The following is a 14719-nucleotide window of genomic DNA, read 5'->3' on the forward strand; positions in this document are numbered from 1 at the left end:
GTAGGCTGAGGGCATGACCCCCGCCGACCCCGACTTCATCACCTGGTGGCGATTGTGGCGCTTGCTGCAATCCGGCAGCGGCACGCTCGCTGACCAGCTCCAGGCTCGCCTCTGCTGGAACCTCGCCTTCGAGGTGCGACGCCGTCTCGGCGACCTCGAAGACTGACCAGCGATTCACCCCAAGCCTCGCCATCGTGCGGGGCTTTTTCGTAGCCGCAGCAGCAAGAGGAAGACGACATGTTCACCATTAAGATCGCACCGGAGAGCGACTCCGTGACGCTGGAGGCAGCGCAGCGGGACGTCACCCTGGTCCAGTGTGGCGAAACCGACTACGAGGCCCTCACCAAAGACCTTGATCAGTCGGGCCTGCCGCGCGTCATCCTGTGCTTTGTTGAGCCGGATGGCACCCTCTGCCGCCGGTTCATCCACGCCAAGGATCGCGCATGGATCATGAACGCCAACGGCAAGACCGTCGCCTCGGTCTGATCACCACTAATCACCTTCAGGCCCAGCCATAGCGCTGGGCTTTTTGTGCCCGCGAGGCGGGCTTGTACCACCGCTCAAGGAGCACAACACCATGCCACTGGAAATCGACTTCTCTGAACTCGGCATCGAGCTTGAAGAAGACAAGGCCAAGGCTCTCAAGGAGGCGCTGGACGCCAAACATGAGGAAGCGCTCAACAGCGAGGTCAGCGGCCTCAAGTCAAAGCGCGACCAACTGCTCGAATCACAGAAAACGCTCAAGTCTCAGCTCAAGCAATTCGAGGGGCTGGACCCCGAGCGGGCCCGCAGGCTCGAGCAGCAGCTGGCCGAGAACGAGGAGGCCCAGCTGATCGCCGACGGCAAGCTCGACGAGGTGCTGAACAAGCGCACAGAGCGGATGCGGGAAGGCTATGACCGCCAGCTGAGCGAGGCTCAGCAGACCGCAGAGAGCGCCAAGGCGTTCGCCGACAAGTTCCGCGGCCGGGTCATGAGCGACGAGATCCGAACTGCGGCCGCCGAAGTCGGCATCGTGGACTCGGCTGTTCAAGACGCAGTCTACCGCGCAAGTTCGCTGTTCGAAGTCGATGACGAGGGCAACGTTGTGCCCCGAGAGGAGGCCGGTCTGGATGCAGACGGCAAGCCTCTCACCCCTTCCGCATGGCTTGAGTCCATGCGAGAGAAAGCTCCGCACTGGTTCCCGCAGCCCAAGGGGTCAGGGGCGCCGGGTGGCGGAGGTGGTTCCTCAGCGCCAAGGGCGTGGAAGGACGCGAAGTCTACCGCCGAAAAGGTGGAAATCCTGAAACGCAAGCAAAACCAATGAGGTAGCGCCCTATGGCACTCTCTGATATGAAAGTCTTCAACGACTTCCTGTACTCGGCAGCCACCGAGACCATCCGCCAGCAGATCGAACTGTTCAACGCCGCCACCGGCGGTGCTCTGCAGCTCCAGCAGGCGGGCAACGTGGGCGATTTCGCTCACGAGGCCTCCTACAAGGCCATCGCCAACCTGATGCGTCGTCGCAACGCCTACGGCACCGGCGCCGTCACCCCGACCACTCTGGCCCAGATGGACCATGTAGCGGTGAAGATCGCCGGCGGCACCTCCCCGGTGGAGTTCCAGCCGCAGCAGTTTCAGTGGATTCAGCGTCAGCCCGAAGAGGCCGGTGTGGTGATCGGCGAGCAGGTCGCTCGAGGCGTCATCGCCGATGAGGTGAACACCGCCATCCTGGCCCTGCAGACCGCGATGATCGGCAACTCCGCCGTGGCGCACGACGCCACTGCTGGCACTCTGAATCTGAACGCCCTCAACAAGGGCGCCGGCAAGTTCGGCGATCGCATGATGGACATCATGGTCTGGGTGCTCCACTCCAAGCCGATGACCGACCTGTTCGACGGCGCCCTGACCAACGGCAATCAGCTGTTCGAATTCGGCACCGTGCGCGTCACCCAGGATGGATTCGGCCGCCGGTTTGTGATGACCGACTCTCCTGCGCTGTACGAGGCCGATGGTGGCGGTGCTGGCACCGACCACTACCACACCCTTGGCCTGGCCGAAGGTGCCGCGGTTGTCGAGGACAACAACGACTACTACGCCACCGTCGAGGAGAAGACCGGCGACGAGAACATCCGCCGGATCTTCCAGGCCGAGTACACCTACAACCTCGGCCTCAAGGGCTACTCCTATGGCGGCACCAAGTCGCCCGACGACGCCACCATCGGCACCGGCGGGAACTGGTCGCAGATCGCCAGCGATGTTAAGGACACCGCCGGCGTCATCGTGACCTCTCTGTGATCCCTGGCGGGCGGCCTACGGGTCGCCCGCTGGCCAGCTGATAGGAATCAGCCATGCACCTGATCTACACCACGCGCCGCCGCGGCTTCGAGCCCGGGCGGCAGTACCGCAATCCCCGCTTCTTCGCCGGCGCCGACAAGGCCGCCACCAGCGTCACCGTCGAGGGCCATCACCCCGACGTGGTCGCCGCCTACGAGGCCGCCGGCATCGAGGTCGAGGTGATCGGCACCGATGAAGAGCGCCCGGATGATGCCGAGTCCGACGAGCGGGCCCGCCGCGCCGAGCTAATGAACGCCATCGAGCACGCCACCGGCAAGCGCCCCGGTGCCAACACCAAGACCGAGACCCTGGAACAGCGGATGGCCGAGATCGAGTCCGGCAGCCAGGACGAAGACGGGCAGGAGTAACCCATGGCCACCTACGTCACCGTTGACGATGTCGACACCAAACTGGGCGCCGGCTGGGAAGGCTCGGGCGACAAGACGCGCGCCGTGCTGGAGGCCAACACCTGGCTCACCGCCAAGCGGGCCCGGCTCGCCGATCCTGTCGACGATGACGTGGTCATGGCCGGCGCCCTGCTGGCCCAAGAGGCGGCGAATGGCCGGCTCTACGCCGACACCGACGGCGCCGTGAAGCGCGAGCGGGTAAGGGCCGACACCGTCGAGGTGGAGACCGAGTACCAGGACGGCGCCCAGGCGCAGACCGGCGCGCTGTCGATGATCTCCGACCTGCTGGCCCCGTACCTTCCGAAGACCAACGGGGTCACCATCCTCAAGAGGTTGTGATGGGCTACATCCAGGATAAGATCAACGCCAAGGTGCCCAAGGCGTTCGACGGCAAGCTGAGTGACGCCGTGCGGCGCTTCACTGGCTCCCGCGAGATAGCCGGCGAGTACGATCCAGTGACTGGCAGCAGTACGACAACGGTAGCCTACTCTGGCCGAGGGGTATTCAGCGGATACTCGGTCCAAGAGGTCGACGATCAGCACATCAGGCGTACCGACGTGAAACTCTCCGGCGTACTCCAGAACGAACTGATCTTGGACGCTGACCAGGCCCCGGCCACGCCCAAGGTCGACGACACCATCGACGGCATGCTGGTGGTTAACGTTGGACAGGATCCGGCCAAGGCCACCTGGACGATTCAACTCAGGAGACCGTAAACTGAATTGGAACAATCGGCTACAATAGCTGCACCACCTCTACCTGGCGGTTACAGAATGAGCGATGACAACGAGTTGCTGGATCAATTTGCCGTTGAGGCGATGAAGTCTCTGGTCACGGCCGAGGGCGTAGAGCTTCTCAGCTCCGACACCCGGCATCGGGCAGCGATTGCAAGAACCGCTTACAGCATCGCGGCGGAGATGTTGAAAGAGCGGGAGTTGGCTCACAAAGAGCAGGAATGGTCCGCTATCAACGTTCACGATCTCGTCAAGCGCGCAAAGACCAAGTCTTTCCTCCGTCACTTTGGCATATCCACCGTTGCTCAAGCCGTGAAGCTATCCCACCAGGAGCTACGCAGAACGGAGGGAGTTGGCGTGGCCCTCATTGAGGACTTACAGCAAGCTTTGGAACCTTACGGTGGCTTACGATCACGCTAGGGCCTGCCGCTACTTGCCCAGCCGACGTGCTGGGTTTTTTACGCCTGGAGAAAAAATGACGACGCGCAAGGGATGGTCCAAATCACTTTCCGGCTTTGCGCGAGAAGTGGAGTACGCCCTGGAGAAACAGCAGGGTGAAATGGTGCTGTTCGCTCTGCAGCAGCTCATTCTTCACTCACCTGTCGATACAGGGGCCTACAAGGGGAGTCATCTGGTTACCGTAAATGGCAGTGACAACTCAGTGGTGCCCGAGCCGGACAAGTCAGGCGCCCGAGTCCGGCGAGATGCCGAGGCTGTTTTGTCAGCCGCCCGGGGCAAGCCCTTCAAAGCTGTGGTCCTTCAGTCAAACATAATCTACGGCGAGAGCCTGGAACATGGGCATTCACAGCAGGCGCCTCTAGGCGTCTATTCCATTGCCTTCGAATCCTTGCGTGCGAGGTATATCAATTGACCTTCGACGAGATCCGCATCGCTATCGAGTCGCGCATGGTGGCGTGGGATGGCGTGCCTGTGGCCTATGACGGCGCCCCCAACGGACCGAGCGTGGATACGGCCATCGCCAACCAAGAGCCATGGGTGAGGCTGACCATCCAGCACGGCGACAGCTTCGTCGCTGGTCTCGGCTCCGAACCCTGCGTTCGCCGCCCCGGGCTGATCATGTGCCAGGTGTTCACCAAGGACAATCAGGGCAGCCGGCAGGCGTACCAGATCGCCGACTCCCTGGCTGCGCACCTGCAGTTCTGGCGTACCGGGCACCTTGAGACGCTTGCCTCGTCAGTGCAGCGCGCTGGCCCTTCTGACGGCAATTACCAACTGAACGTATCGACGCCCTTCCGCGTCGGCTAAACCGCCCCACCGCCCACCTCCGAGCCGCCTTGAGCGGCTTTTTGATGGCGGATTAAAGGTTGCGAGGCTTGCGTCGGCCTCTATGGGGGTATCGGTCGTAGTAAGGGTATCCAGCGCACCCCTCGACCTTTACGTGGCTCCATTGAGCACCTGTATTGATCTGGCCAATTGTGGTTACACCGACCGGGAAGTCATCAGCTATTGAGGACTGAGACTCTTTTTGGCAAAGCCTGCGGATAATCTCTTCAACATCTGATTCCGTGAGTTTCGATTGGCTATGCCTTGAACCGGCTCCCGGCAAGCAAAGTCCAGTTCTGAAAGCGTGAAGTGCATTCCCTTGAGCTGTAGTCCATTCAAGGTTGGTCCATACGTTATTGGTTTTCACACCGTCTATATGGTTGACGACATCACACCCCGGCGGCTTTTCACAGAACGCAAAGGCAACAGCCCTGCTTACTAGCACATTGACGCTTGTTCTGGGGCTTCGAGTTTTTGGAGTGACCCGCAGGTAGCCATGCTGGTCAGTTACTTGCTTGAGAAGCACACCACGAAACAGGCGTTTTGCTCCATTCGATTGCTCGATGACGCGATCCACTGACCTAACCTGCCCGAGGTTCGATACCTCGTACTCGCTAGACAGACGGTCATCAGGGAATGGTTTCCAGATCTCATTCATAGCAACTCTCCATCAAGAGTTCTCATCACTGCTGGAGCGCAGCAGGGCCGGTGATGAATCGGCCTTTTCAGGAGCTACCCTAGCTGCGCCTCAATAATTTACCACAGCCCGCCACAATAGGAGGCTAAGGCCATGTCAAGCGGTGCATCTATAGCTACGTTCATCGTGGAAGAGATAACCCCCGGGGAAACGCCCGATCCGGCGACCTGGGACACCCTGCGCCTCACCGGCAATACCCTGACGCCCAACGTCTCCACCGAGGTCTCTGCTGAGATCCGCGAGACGCGCATGCAGGGCGGCAGCATCATCACCAGCCTCGACTACTCCGGCGACCTGGCTGGCGAGATGAGCGCGGGCACGTTCGACAAGCTGCTCGAGGCAGCCTTCTACGGCACCTGGGCGACTGATGTGCTGGAGATTGGTGCTGACCGCCACACCTTCACCATCGTGAAGGCATTCAAGGACATCGGCGTCTACTCAACCTTCAAGGGCGTGCACATCGGTGCCATGCAGCTCGACATCCCCGAAGAAGGCAAGGTGACCTGCAGCTTCACCGGCATGGGCCTCGGCTATGAGGACGGCGAGACCGACCCGACTGCAGCAGGCACCGTGAATCCTCAAACAACCACCGTGGCGATGGGCTCGGCCACCAGTGTTGGCGACATTCTGGTCGACGGCGCCACCTTGGCCGGCGAGGCCTGTATCAGCGCCCTGTCCATGTCGATCGACAGCACGATGAAAACCCAGCGCTGCCTCGGCAAGACCGGTCCCGGCGCCCTGATTGCCACATCGGCCAACGTCTCCGGGTCGCTCACCATGGCCTGGAGTAAGGCGGCCTGGAACCAGTGGAAGAAGATGCTGACCCGCGAAGCTATAGCTGTGTCCTTCCCTCTGACCGATGCCGCTGGCAACAGCTACACCTTCGAGCTGCCCGAGATCGAGATCGATGGCGAGCTGCCGGATGGTGGTAACGAGGACATCGTGCAGGTGTCGCTCAACTACACCGCCAAGAACACCCCAATCAAAGTCACCCGCGTGCTGGTATAAGGAATCTACGATGGCTTTCAATGCAGAGCAGAACGACCCCGCCAAGATCGATGGCGGCGCCTGGGTAGAATTGCGCGGAGCCAAGTGGCTGATTGCCCGCTCAGGCAACGCCGCATACCGCGAGGAGCTTGAGGCCCTGCGCACCAACCTGCCCGAGTCACAAGCGGAGCGCATGGAGGCTGAGGCGCGGGCTCTGGCGAAGGGCATCCTTCGAGGCTGGGAAGATGTCGTCGATCGCAATGGCGACCCTATCCCCTTCACGGTGGCCAATGCTACGCGCGTGCTGCTCGACAACGATGATCTGGCCATTGAGCTGGCCCAAGAATCGCGCCGACGTGAGCACTTCCGCAGGGAGGACATTGCCGAGCAGGGAAAAAAGCCGCGGCAGCGCTCAAGTACCGCCTGACAGCAGCCGGGCGAGAAACCAAGCTCGCCACGATCGCAAAGGCGCTCAATCTCTCTAGACAGGTTGAGCCGCCAGAGATCGACGAGCGCTGCGCCTTCTGGCTGCATCTGTTCGACATCCTCTCCCCTTCACGGCCTGTCGGCTTCGGCACCATCCAGCCCATACCGTTGTCTGAGATGGCTGCCTTGCGCCAGATGATGGTGCTACCCTGCTCAGCGGATGAGTTCATTTCTGTCATTCGGGAGATGGACTGGGCATACATGGAAAGCAGGAGTTAGCCCCGCCGTAACGGGGCTAATTAACGCGGAAAAGGCTCAGTGGATGGGAAGCAGCCCGTAATTCATCCCGAGACGACGGCGGGAGACCTCCATCAACTCCCCTTTCGCCCGAGCGAGGCGATTGGTGAAGGTCTGCGCCATATCCAGGTGCTCACACATCCGCGATGCGACAGGCGACTCAAGAATCCGCATGGCTTCTTCAATCCGGCTCCCCTTCCACTTAGCGTGAAGGTGGTAGACGTGGCACAGAAGGATGTAGAGGTCGCTCAAGTCTTCGTCGGTAAACGTGGCTACTCCCGGCTCGCGGTCAGCCTGGAGCCAATCGCCCTCTAGATCGAAGGACTGCACGGCGCCGAGCGCCTCCGTGTAGCGGTTGTCGTCGATCTGATCGTACTTGGCCACGCCGAATCGATCCTTGAGGTGAGTCCAGAGCGTTGAGAACGCTTTGCGGCGCATCGGTTCGGGAACCTGCATCGCTCGCTGCCTGACGGCTTTCTGGAGGCCGTGCTGGTGCTCTGGCGTCAGTCCGGTGCGGGGATTAATGGCGAAGCCCTCGCTCCAGTATGCCCAGAGCGCGTCGTCGCACTCGTTTTGGTACTGGATGACCCGAGCCTTGGTGTCTGCGTCCTTGATCTTGTTCGGCGAGATGGTCATAAGCCAGCCGGGAAGCTTGCGCAACGGGAAGCACGTCACAGAGCGGCGCTGATCATCGCCTGGAAGCTGAATCACCATTTCGGTGATGCAGGACTTGAAGCGCGATTCGTTCAGCTTTCGGTGTTGAGGCTGCCACTTGAGTCCCATGCCTTCCACGATGGTCTTCATCGGTGTGTAGGGCTGCCCGTCGTAATCGACGAGGAACAGGGAGTGACCGTGGAATGGAACGGTGGTAATGGCGGTGCTAGAATCCATAGTGTCTGTACCTTTCGTGAGAGTTTGGTCTGACTTCGAAGCCCTGGGCGCTGCAACGCTCGGGGCTTCCTCGTTTCTAGGCGGTTTCCTGGCGATCACGCTTCATCTCCTGTCGAGCTAAGTTATTGATGATCCATGTCCGGCTCAGGCGCATTTCCTTTGCTTTGGCGTCGAGCCAGTCTTTCACCTCCGGATCGAGGCGCAGGTTGAATTGAGGGTTCTTCTGGGTCATACGGCCTCCGATAGCCAAATGCTTTATTTTTGCTGCACACCCATATGCTATCCTACAGCTTTATTGGCCGCAACACCTCGCTGCTATATTCTTGCTTCATGAATGAAGATATCGTGCAGATGAACCTCAAGGTGCCGGCGAGCTTGCGTGACAAGCTGCGTGAGGCTGCCGACAAGAACCACCGATCCATGACAGCAGAGCTGATCGCCAGGGTATCCCAGAGCTTTGACGACGAGCCCATGGAAGAGCGTGTGCTTGAGCTCGAGGAGAGGGTTGGTATGTTGGAATCTTTCCTGGAGCGAGCCTATCCAGGTCACTTCTAAACGCGCGGAGGCATCATGTCTTGGAGCACCCGACTCACCATTCCTCGCCGCCAGCCTGGCGAGGTAGCCAAGGCGCGCCCCACGCCCGGGGATCATCGCGCCCAGCTTGAGAAGGTCCGTCAGGTATCAATGGACCGCTATGAGGGCGCCTACCGCGAGCTGGCCAGGGCGTGAGGAAGAAGAAGTGTCTCAGCTCGCTGAGGGGCTGAACTGACACTTATTGCAACTCCTTGCAAGGCCCCTTCCTTGCATTTAAGCTGCCCGTCCCCCATTTTGAGGGTAAAGCGCAAATATGCGCACGGGAGGTGAAGGATGTTCAGCGAAGAGAAAGCAGCACAAGTGGCGGCATACCTGCTACAGCATCGTGGCGGGCAAATGTCGTACCTGAAGCTGATGAAGCTGATGTATCTGGCTGATCGTGCGTCTATGGCCGAGTACGGCTTCCCCATCAGTGACGACGCCTGGTTCTCTATGAACCTCGGGCCCGTCCTCTCCAACACGCTTGAGCTCGTCCAGGGTGGCGGCCGTGAAGGCGAGTGGGACGAATGGGTGCGCCCCGGAGATCAGGCTTACGATGTTGTGCTGTCGCGGGCAAGCCCCGATCGCGATGATTTCGATGAGCTGAGTGACGCCGAGATCGAGATCCTTGATCAGGTCTGGGCCGATCATGGTCACAAAACACGCTGGCAACTCGTGGACTACACCCACAACGAATGCGCCGAGTGGCATGACCCCTATGGCTCCTCGCGCCCGATCAGCCCGCAGGAGATGCTGGAGGCGCTTGGGCGTAGCCCACAAGAGGCTGCCGCCCTATCGCAAGAGCTCCACCAGCGCCGTCAGCTCAAAGCGGTGATGTCGGAGCTTCGTTGATGGCATATCGCCCCCTGCAGCGTGGAACATTGGTTTTTCTGTCGGGGCCGACCTCCCATCTCCACATCGTGATGAATGACCCGGTGGTAAACCCGCTCACAGGGCTTTCATCTGTGCTTCTGGTCAACATCTCGTCTATAAGAGATGGCATTCCTTACGACGACGCCTGTGTTCTGACTCCTGAGAACTGCCCTCACGCGTTCGTGAGGCGCCCAAGCTATGTCTACTATCGCGAGGCATGCGTGAAGGCCGCAGACGATGTCACCCAGAAGGTCGAAATTGGCGAGTTCCAGACACATGACCCTATTCCTGCAGAGGCATTCGCTCAGGTGTGCGACGGCTTCTATCGGTCCAGATTCGTCACCCCGAAGGTCAAGCGCTTCCTCAAATACTGCTGGTGACCGACTAGCTCTCCCGTCCCTCACTCATTATGCTGAGCCGGAAAGTCACAGTGCAAAAGACCGACCAGACTTTCGTCGCACGGTGGCGACACCCCGTCCACCATCGGTTAAGCTAGCTTTGCTAATACAAGCCGTCCGTAGAAGCGGCTATTCTACCGATATGCAGGGGAAAGATTTTGCAACAAGATACCGCAAACGCAAGTTTCAGCATGCCGCTGGAAATTTTCTTCAACACAAATGAACCTGTTGATGTTCGTAACATTGCCAAGTCACTTCTTTCTCTGGAGCAGCTTGCAAAGCGCACACCTCACCTGATTGAGCGTTTATCGGGAGTGGAAATACAAGGCCACCATCTCAAGGTGAGAAAAATAGAGTCCGGGTCTCTACTGCAAGAGGTCGTGCTGCAATTCTTCCTGAAAGAAGAGCAGAAGCAGAGACTGGAAGAATACCTAGAGAGGCATCCAAAAGTGAAAAACACAGCCGCATTCTCACTTGGAGGTCTTGCCATATTCTTGATCGTTGCCGAGGGAATACAGGCATGGAATGCTGTATCAGGAACGAATTCGAAGAGCATAGAAGACAGCTATAACACAACAATAACTATTGCCGCTGAAAATTTAGACATCACCCCTGGCGAATTGACAAGCATCATTCAGGACTCAACCCAGAACCGAAAAAAAATGATAACCCACTCACTGGGGGTGATGAGCCCGGTCCAAGGGCACGATGATGCGTCCGTAGGTATAGGAGGCGAAGATAGCGGAATGTCGATCCCCGAAGATGCTGTGCAAGACATCGACTTTGATCACGACCTGAACTCAACGGTTCAGGAGATTCCTTACGAACACGCGCAACTTCAAGTTGTTTCTCTCCACAGGGAGAATGCAAACTCGGCTTGGAGTGGTCGTTTAGCGTCAGCCATTGGCAACACACTACTTAAAATCGAAATTGATGATGGTGTAAATTTAACCGATCTTAGTCAAAGCGAATTCGTCTATGTCGATGCAATTGTAACCTATCGGCAGGATATAAATGCTGCATCTCTAATACCACAATCTATATTAGTTACGAAGGTCTATGACGAGAGTGAAGATGAAGAACGTACGGAGGCCTGAGCATATATCATAGATGGCATCGTTCTATGACTACTGATGCGCAAGGGGAAAAGCATGAAGGGATATAGCGCGGCTATAGCTGTGACAGCAATCACGCTGGCCGGAAATGCGCAAGCAGGCGATCACGAAGCTTGCAGTATGCGATCACAGCTTGCTGAGGAGGTCATGTGGCATCGCCAGGCAGGCACCCCGATCCGCGAAGTGGTAGACCTGACCTCTCAGGACGGCCCTAACTCTCCGTACATAACGGCGATGATCAACATGGCTTATGAGCGGCAAGCGGCAAGGTCCGAGGAATACCAAAAGATCCAGAGAACCGAGTTCGGGAACGTGTTTTATCTCCACTGTATGCAGCAGGAGTAAGTCCTCCCGCATTGATTCTCACCGATCCCTCCCCTCACTTGTAATCACCCGCCGTTGAGCGGGTTTTTTTATGCCTGGAGATTGTGATGCCCTATTCCAGCCGCCTTGAGTTAGTGATCGACAGCCGAAACGGGGAGCGCTCCTTGTCGCGCATCGAGCGCAAGCTGGAGGGCGTGGATCGCCAAGGGCAGAAGAGCCAGCGCTCCCTCTACAACATCGGCAAGGCTGTCAGACTGGCCAGTGGCGCAGCTGTAGGCCTTGGCGCAATAGGCGGGGCCATGGGCGCCATGGCGAACTACGCCTCGAATGCCGCCGTCGAGATCGAGCGCATGGCCGGCCTGGCCAACACCAGCGTAGAGAGTTTCCAGCGCATGACCTATGCCGCTGGTCAGCACAACATCGAACAGGAAAAGGTCTCAGACATCCTCAAGGATGTAAATGGTCGGGTAGGCGAGTTCCTGCAAAGCGGCTCTGGTGAGATGGCCGAATTCTTCGACAACATTGCCCCCAAGATAGGCGTCACCGCTGAGCAGTTTCGCAACCTGTCTGGCCCTCAGGCGCTCCAGCTCTACTACGACAGCCTCGAGAAGGCGGGGCTGAACCAGCAAGAGATGACGTTCTACATGGAGAGCATGGCCGACGAAGCCACCTCTTTGATCCCACTGCTGCGCAACGGCGGCGAGGAGTTCCAGCGCCTTGGCGATGAAGCGCAGAAAAGCGGCCGCATCCTCTCGAGACTGGAGATCGAACGGCTCAAGGACATCAAATCGGAGTTCTCCGACCTTGGGGCGCTGCTGACGACCGAGACATCGCGCGCGGTGTCTCAGTTCGACAACTTGATGAAGTCCTCCCTGGAGGGGATTGCCGGCGGCGTCGAGTACCTGGCGCAGCGCTTCAACGTCCTCATGGATACGTTTCGCAATGCTGACGAGATGCGCAGCCTGGTAGCGATCAATGAGCAAATCGCTGAGATTGAAAACCGAGTCAACCGTGGCATCGGCGCTGGCGGCGGCGCCTTGGGCACCGGCACTCTGGGCGCCGAGATCCGAGCGGCGGCAGGACAGACCGAGGATGACCTCGCCGAACTCATCGCCCTGCGCGCGAGGCGCGAGGAACTGATGTCGGAGGCGGGGAGCGACAATCGCCCAGACCCCGAAGAGCTTGTTCTTCCCCGCCTCAATAGCAAGGAGCGGGCAGAGGCCGAGCGGGAGCTGGCCAAAGCAGAGCGTGAGCGTATCCGCGAAGAGGAGCGACTGGCGCAGTCCCAGCAGACGCTGCTCGACCGACTCTATCCGCTGGAGGCTGCACACCGACGGTATCGCGAAGAACTCGATCTGCTCGATCTCAAGGCCGCAGCCGACGACACACTGAATCTCGCAGACGCCCAGGAGCGCCTACGCACACAGTATTCGGTGACGCTGACCGGCGGCTTTATGGAGCAGATCGCCACCGGCGGCCTGGCCGATGAGCTGGAGAAAACGAACGATATTGCCAAAGACCTGGGGCTCACGTTCTCAAGCGCGTTCGAGGACGCCATCGTGGGCGGCGAGGGTTTCCGGGACGTCCTGTCCGGTATTGCCGAGGACATTGCTCGCCTCGCCGTTCGCAAGAGCATCACCGAACCAGCGGTGGACTGGCTTGGAACTGCTCTTTCAGTAGGTGTCAGCGCTTTCGGCGGCGGCAGGCCTGTGCAAGGTGGCTTTACGTCAGCCATCAACACCGGGGCGTCCTTTGTTGGGCAGGCGCATGATGGTATTGACCGCATCCCCCGGGAAGGCACTTGGCTGCTGGATGGGGGCGAGCGCGTTATGACTGCACCCCAGGCTGACAAGCTCGATCGGTTCCTAGCGTCACAGCAATCCACTCCGGTTGCTACTACTACCACCATCAACATTCAAGCGCCCATCACCGTGCAGGCGCAGCCGGGCACAAGCGATCGAGACGCAGAACGCCAAGGGCGCGCTGCAGGTAAAGCCCTTGAAGCAACAATGGTTCAAGTCATTCAAAACCAGATGCGCCCCGGCGGGCTGCTCGCCAAGAGGTAATCCATGGAGATCGACTTCCTCCCCGATATTGGCCGGGAGCCTGATTATGGGCTGACCGGCGGCGGCTCGTTTGCTGTGGATGCGGTGAGCTTTGGTGACGGGTATGAGCAGCGTCGCCCCGCCGGTATCAACTCGTCCAGGCGAGAGTGGACCGTGACGTGGAGTCTCATCACCCAAGAGCAGATGGAGCGCTTGCGGGACTTTCTGCTGGAGCGCCGGGGCGTTTACGCCTTCCTATGGCAGGTATCCGGAGAGCCCGAGGCATGGCGTGTGGCCTGCAAAGAGCACCCAAAGGTCACCGAGGACACCTTTAGGCGGCACACCCTGACAGCCACTTTTATCGAGGACTTCGGGCTATGAGCCAGGTCATCGCTTCCGACACCCAGCGCCTGGAGCAGGACGCGATCGTCACCATGTTCGAGCTTGATGCTCGCAACTATGGCGACGGCGTTCTGCGATTCGCGCCCTACCCGGTCGACGGCGGTCCAGTTCGGTTCAATGGCTACGAGTACCAGCCGGTGCCGATCAAGGCCGAGGGCTTCGAGTGGAACGGCCAGGGCACCCTGCCCCGGCCGACGCTTACGGTCACCGCCATGGAGCTCGCGTTTCTGTCGCTGGTGATCAGTGCCGACGACCTGGTCGGCGCCCCGGTCAAGCGGCTGCGCACCTACCGCCGGCACCTGGATGACGGCACAGCGCCCGACCCCGAGGCCTTGTTCCCGATCGACTACTACGTGATCGAGCGCAAAGCATCCCAGAACCGCCGGCAGATCCAGTTTGAGCTGTCGGTACAGATGGATCAGGAGGGCCGCATGATCCCGCATCGCCAAGTGCTGCGGGATACCTGTACACACAGATATCGGTACTTTGCCAACGGCCAGTACCAATACGAGGGCGTGACCTGCCCCTACTCTGGCTCCGGCGAGTGGGAGGCTGATGGGTCAGATGCCCTGCCCGGTATGGGGCGCGACGTGTGCGGCAAGCGGTTGAGCGACTGCCGCTTAAGGTTCGGACAAGCCGGCGTCCTTCCGACGCGGGCATTCCCGGGCGTAGGCCGGGTGAGATGATTCAAAAGTTGCCAGGCTTGGCCCCTGCATCAGAGAGAAGACGCTCTCGCTCTAACTCCACAAAATCAATCAGTTCGGAAATGCTCATCTCAACGCCATCCTCTGGAAAAGACACGGTGAACGCCCAGTGGACACCAGCATCATTGAGGTAATTAGCCTCGACGATGCCCCCTCTACCAGGCTCAACAATGCAAACCTTCTTTAACTCCCACTTGCTCATGCCGAATCCTCAATTTGAGGTTTTGAGTATTTCCCATTTTTAGCATC

General features: G+C 59.3%; 25 protein-coding genes. 21 read left to right on the forward strand and 4 right to left on the reverse strand.

What is annotated here, in order from left to right; genetic code table 11:
• Positions 1 to 13 precede the first annotated feature (13 nt).
• From C9F12_RS22525 to C9F12_RS09745, 10 genes are all read left to right on the forward strand, one after another.
• A complete protein-coding gene (locus C9F12_RS22525) occupies positions 14 to 166 on the forward strand; it encodes a hypothetical protein (protein ID WP_162816438.1) in 153 nt (50 codons plus the stop codon).
• Positions 167 to 237: 71 nt separating this feature from the next.
• Positions 238 to 486 carry a hypothetical protein gene (locus C9F12_RS09705; RefSeq protein WP_108448747.1) on the forward strand — a complete coding sequence of 83 codons (249 nt, stop codon included), beginning with the start codon at positions 238 to 240 and terminating at the stop codon, positions 484 to 486.
• A 91-nt stretch (positions 487 to 577) separates the two neighbouring features.
• Positions 578 to 1303: a hypothetical protein gene (locus tag C9F12_RS09710; protein WP_045994880.1), complete on the forward strand. Its 726-nt coding sequence runs from the start codon at positions 578 to 580 to the stop codon at positions 1301 to 1303.
• Between the two features lie 11 nt (positions 1304 to 1314).
• Positions 1315 to 2274 carry a major capsid protein gene (locus C9F12_RS09715; RefSeq protein WP_108448748.1) on the forward strand — a complete coding sequence of 320 codons (960 nt, stop codon included), beginning with the start codon at positions 1315 to 1317 and terminating at the stop codon, positions 2272 to 2274.
• Positions 2275 to 2327: 53 nt separating this feature from the next.
• Positions 2328 to 2681 (forward strand): hypothetical protein, encoded by a 354-nt coding sequence (locus C9F12_RS09720; protein ID WP_108448749.1) that lies wholly within the window; start codon positions 2328 to 2330, stop codon positions 2679 to 2681.
• A gap of 3 nt (positions 2682 to 2684) precedes the next feature.
• Complete coding sequence (locus tag C9F12_RS09725) at positions 2685 to 3059, forward strand: DnaT-like ssDNA-binding protein (protein WP_108448750.1); 375 nt, start codon at positions 2685 to 2687, stop codon at positions 3057 to 3059.
• Entirely contained in the window at positions 3059 to 3436 is a 378-nt protein-coding gene (locus C9F12_RS09730) for a hypothetical protein (protein ID WP_108448751.1), read from the forward strand. Before C9F12_RS09725 ends, C9F12_RS09730 begins: the two co-directional genes overlap by 1 nt.
• Positions 3437 to 3493: 57 nt before the next feature.
• On the forward strand, positions 3494 to 3874 hold the full coding sequence (locus C9F12_RS09735) for a hypothetical protein (RefSeq protein ID WP_108448752.1): 381 nt from the start codon (positions 3494 to 3496) through the stop codon (positions 3872 to 3874).
• 55 nt (positions 3875 to 3929) lie between these two features.
• Positions 3930 to 4325 (forward strand): hypothetical protein, encoded by a 396-nt coding sequence (locus C9F12_RS09740; protein ID WP_108448753.1) that lies wholly within the window; start codon positions 3930 to 3932, stop codon positions 4323 to 4325.
• Complete coding sequence (locus C9F12_RS09745; RefSeq protein ID WP_108448754.1) at positions 4322 to 4720, forward strand: phage tail terminator-like protein; 399 nt, start codon at positions 4322 to 4324, stop codon at positions 4718 to 4720. The genes C9F12_RS09740 and C9F12_RS09745 overlap by 4 nt, the downstream gene beginning before the upstream one ends.
• A 52-nt stretch (positions 4721 to 4772) precedes the next feature.
• On the opposite strand, the gene C9F12_RS09750 is transcribed toward C9F12_RS09745, so the two are convergent.
• Positions 4773 to 5396, reverse strand: coding sequence for an NUMOD4 domain-containing protein (locus C9F12_RS09750; RefSeq protein WP_108448755.1), 624 nt, complete (start codon positions 5394 to 5396; stop codon positions 4773 to 4775).
• 132 nt (positions 5397 to 5528) lie between these two features.
• Between C9F12_RS09750 and C9F12_RS09755 the strand changes: the two genes are divergently transcribed.
• The gene (locus C9F12_RS09755) at positions 5529 to 6443 is read left to right on the forward strand and encodes a phage tail tube protein (protein WP_108448756.1); all 915 of its coding nucleotides are present in this window, start codon (positions 5529 to 5531) and stop codon (positions 6441 to 6443) included.
• A 10-nt stretch (positions 6444 to 6453) separates the two neighbouring features.
• Positions 6454 to 6849 carry a hypothetical protein gene (locus C9F12_RS09760; RefSeq protein ID WP_108448757.1) on the forward strand — a complete coding sequence of 132 codons (396 nt, stop codon included), beginning with the start codon at positions 6454 to 6456 and terminating at the stop codon, positions 6847 to 6849.
• Between the two features lie 314 nt (positions 6850 to 7163).
• Here C9F12_RS09760 and C9F12_RS09765 read toward each other — a convergent pair whose 3' ends face one another.
• Positions 7164 to 8036 carry a phage antirepressor N-terminal domain-containing protein gene (locus tag C9F12_RS09765; RefSeq protein WP_108448758.1) on the reverse strand — a complete coding sequence of 291 codons (873 nt, stop codon included), beginning with the start codon at positions 8034 to 8036 and terminating at the stop codon, positions 7164 to 7166.
• 76 nt (positions 8037 to 8112) lie between these two features.
• A complete protein-coding gene (locus C9F12_RS09770) occupies positions 8113 to 8268 on the reverse strand; it encodes a ribbon-helix-helix protein, CopG family (RefSeq protein WP_108448759.1) in 156 nt (51 codons plus the stop codon).
• A gap of 44 nt (positions 8269 to 8312) precedes the next feature.
• Between C9F12_RS09770 and C9F12_RS09775 the strand changes: the two genes are divergently transcribed.
• The 9 genes from C9F12_RS09775 (at position 8313) to C9F12_RS09810 (ending at position 14452) form a co-directional block, all read left to right on the forward strand.
• Positions 8313 to 8591, forward strand: coding sequence for an Arc family DNA-binding protein (locus tag C9F12_RS09775; RefSeq protein WP_162816439.1), 279 nt, complete (start codon positions 8313 to 8315; stop codon positions 8589 to 8591).
• A gap of 15 nt (positions 8592 to 8606) precedes the next feature.
• Positions 8607 to 8765 carry a hypothetical protein gene (locus tag C9F12_RS22530; RefSeq protein WP_162816440.1) on the forward strand — a complete coding sequence of 53 codons (159 nt, stop codon included), beginning with the start codon at positions 8607 to 8609 and terminating at the stop codon, positions 8763 to 8765.
• A 138-nt stretch (positions 8766 to 8903) separates the two neighbouring features.
• Positions 8904 to 9461, forward strand: a complete 558-nt coding sequence (locus tag C9F12_RS09780; RefSeq protein ID WP_108448761.1) for a Panacea domain-containing protein — start codon at positions 8904 to 8906, stop codon at positions 9459 to 9461.
• Positions 9461 to 9862, forward strand: coding sequence for a hypothetical protein (locus tag C9F12_RS09785; protein WP_108448762.1), 402 nt, complete (start codon positions 9461 to 9463; stop codon positions 9860 to 9862). Before C9F12_RS09780 ends, C9F12_RS09785 begins: the two co-directional genes overlap by 1 nt.
• 176 nt (positions 9863 to 10038) lie before the next feature.
• Complete coding sequence (locus tag C9F12_RS09790; RefSeq protein ID WP_162816441.1) at positions 10039 to 10977, forward strand: hypothetical protein; 939 nt, start codon at positions 10039 to 10041, stop codon at positions 10975 to 10977.
• 54 nt (positions 10978 to 11031) lie between these two features.
• Complete coding sequence (locus tag C9F12_RS09795; protein ID WP_162816442.1) at positions 11032 to 11340, forward strand: hypothetical protein; 309 nt, start codon at positions 11032 to 11034, stop codon at positions 11338 to 11340.
• A gap of 86 nt (positions 11341 to 11426) precedes the next feature.
• On the forward strand, positions 11427 to 13385 hold the full coding sequence (locus C9F12_RS09800) for a hypothetical protein (protein WP_108448765.1): 1959 nt from the start codon (positions 11427 to 11429) through the stop codon (positions 13383 to 13385).
• 3 nt (positions 13386 to 13388) lie between these two features.
• On the forward strand, positions 13389 to 13745 hold the full coding sequence (locus C9F12_RS09805; RefSeq protein WP_108448766.1) for a phage tail protein: 357 nt from the start codon (positions 13389 to 13391) through the stop codon (positions 13743 to 13745).
• Positions 13742 to 14452, forward strand: coding sequence for a phage minor tail protein L (locus C9F12_RS09810; RefSeq protein ID WP_108448767.1), 711 nt, complete (start codon positions 13742 to 13744; stop codon positions 14450 to 14452). Before C9F12_RS09805 ends, C9F12_RS09810 begins: the two co-directional genes overlap by 4 nt.
• Before the next feature lies 1 nt (position 14453).
• On the opposite strand, the gene C9F12_RS09815 is transcribed toward C9F12_RS09810, so the two are convergent.
• On the reverse strand, positions 14454 to 14672 hold the full coding sequence (locus C9F12_RS09815) for a hypothetical protein (RefSeq protein WP_108448768.1): 219 nt from the start codon (positions 14670 to 14672) through the stop codon (positions 14454 to 14456).
• Between the last annotated feature and the right edge of the window lie 47 nt (positions 14673 to 14719).

It is taken from the genome of Halomonas sp. BN3-1 (genome assembly GCF_003056325.1).
Lineage (GTDB): Bacteria > Pseudomonadota > Gammaproteobacteria > Pseudomonadales > Halomonadaceae > Halomonas > Halomonas litopenaei.